General features: G+C 31.0%; 2 protein-coding genes. Both read right to left on the bottom strand.

Annotated features, from left to right (window positions below):
* Positions 1 to 338: 338 nt before the first annotated feature.
* Positions 339 to 1,358 (bottom strand): PDDEXK nuclease domain-containing protein, encoded by a 1,020-nt coding sequence (locus Q0Q96_RS09995; RefSeq protein WP_293874434.1) that lies wholly within the window; start codon positions 1,356 to 1,358, stop codon positions 339 to 341.
* Positions 1,359 to 1,901: 543 nt separating this feature from the next.
* On the bottom strand, positions 1,902 to 2,122 hold a 221-nt coding region (locus Q0Q96_RS09990), incomplete at its 5' end, for a hypothetical protein (RefSeq protein WP_293874431.1).

The raw sequence follows: 2,122 nt of genomic DNA, 5'->3' as shown, positions 1-2,122 counted from the left end.
TTAGCGTCGTAGGAATGTTGATAAGCTTTTAAATCCCGAAGGGAATTTTTTAAAAAACTTATCAATGTTCCGGCAATAAAGTATAAATTTGAAATAATTATTAAACCTAAAAAAAGGTCAACGTATTTTAGGATAAGACATTAGTCTAGTTACCGTTGTTCTTGATATACCATAAGCTACTAATAATTCATAAATAAAGGTTTCTTTATCGAATGTATTTATTAGGGTTTTAAGATTTATTTCTACTTGTGAACTATTCATACAACATCATTGATCTAATTATTTTGCCTCTGTTTTTGGCGTTATTCTATTTATTCTACTTACTTATTATCCAATATCTACATCAACTTCTTTCTTTCGATTCTTTCTTTGGCTTCTGCTACTAGCAAATGTATTTTTTCTTCGAATTGTTTTTTTGGTGGTAAGTCTGTCCAATATTCGGCAACCATTATTCCGTCTTTGTGCATTTCGAGTAACTCAATTTGTTCGCGACTGCTCTCGGCACAAAGGATTAATCCTATTGGTGTATTTTCTCCTTCTTGTTTTTCGTATTTATCCAGCCATTTGAGATATAACTCCATTTGTCCTTTGTGTTTGGCTTGGAATTTTCCGAGTTTTAATTCAATGGCAACTAATCGTTTTAGTTTTCTATGGTAGAAAAGTAAATCTAAATTGAAATCTTCGCCATCTATAATCATTCGTTTTTGGCGTTCTACAAACGTAAACCCTTTGCCGAGTTCGAGAATAAAAGTTTCTAAATCGTGAAGTATTGCATCTTCTAAATCCTTTTCCAAGAAACTATTTTGTAAACCAAATAAATCTAAAATGTAAGGATCTTTGAATGTATTGAATGGAATATGCGTTGATTCGATAATTTGAGCATCGGCAATGTTTGTTCTTTCGAAAGCTTTTAAAGCAATTTGTCTTCTTAATTCTCTAACCCCAAATATGTTATTTGATGCGTTTTGTGCATAAAATAATTTTGCTTCGATTGTTTTTAATGGCAATAGCTCTACAAAATGGGACCAAGACAATTGTCGTGACAGTGGCACGACAATTTGAAAATCGGTAAATTGTTCGGCAAACTGCATCATCCGTCTCAAATTTCTTAATTCAAAATTATTACCGTATTGTTCTTTCAATTGTGTCGACAGTGTCGACACAATTTGTTTTGCATATTCAGCACGCTTGTTTTGTAGAATATCTTGATTGATACGATTGCCAACTTGCCAGAACAAAATAGTAACTGCACTGTTTGCTTGAACTGCTACTTGTTGTTTGCTTTGCTCAATAAGTTGCGATAACTCATTGAATAAATCGTTCTCTGAAATTGACAAGCTGTTGGTTTTATCTGCCATATAATTACTTATGCTGCTGTTGTGTTATAAAAAAAAGTTGTTTTTTGAATAAAGCCTAAAGTGTATGCACAATTCAAAAATGTTATTGAAATAAACTCTACTGTTATGTTGTAATAGCAAATGGAGCGTACAATCAACAAACATACAAAAAAGCAATTAAAAGTAAAAGAGTGAATTTGAAAAAGGATAGGCAGGATAACCAAAAAACGTAAGAAAGATATTTAAGTTTTTTAGTGAAATAAAAAACTGATTTAAGTGGCTGTTTGAGTGCAAACGTTACTTATCTATTCTTTACATTGCTTTACTATGTTCTTATATTACCCAAAAGTTAGAAAGATAAAAAAATAAAAAATGTTTGTGGTGAAATTTGGTTATCCTGCCTATCCACTCAAAGGAATAAAAGAGAGTGCAAATTAGTGTTCAGTATTCAGCTTTTAGTATTCAGTTGATTATGGTAAAAAATGAACAAAGTGGAAGGTTTGAATTTCCACTTTGTTACTTGTTACTTTTACCACAAATTGCACAAATTAGCACAAATTAAGGTTAAATATTTTCTTCTGAAATGTCTTTGTTTTTACTATCAACTTCTTCGTAAGTTAGTTCCTTAACTGCATACACATAACCAGTTTTCTTACTTATTTTTAAGAAATTATGCTTTTTTAGTGCTTTTCCTAATTTGTTAATTGTAGCATCTGTTAAGTTTAATTTTGTGCGTTCTGCCAGTTTAGCTGCTATTTGAGAGGCATTTAAAAATAGTGTTGCAT

Source organism: Flavobacterium sp. (assembly GCF_025352015.1).
Taxonomy (GTDB): domain Bacteria; phylum Bacteroidota; class Bacteroidia; order Flavobacteriales; family Flavobacteriaceae; genus Flavobacterium.
The sequence above is the reverse complement of the archived record's forward strand: the minus strand, read 5'-3'. Positions and strand labels throughout refer to the sequence as shown.

Bases quoted from the DNA above. Each gene is read 5' to 3' on its own strand.
- Q0Q96_RS09995 (WP_293874434.1), bottom strand. From the start codon at position 1,358: ATGGCAGATAAAACCAACAGCTTGTCAATTTCAGAGAACGATTTATTC.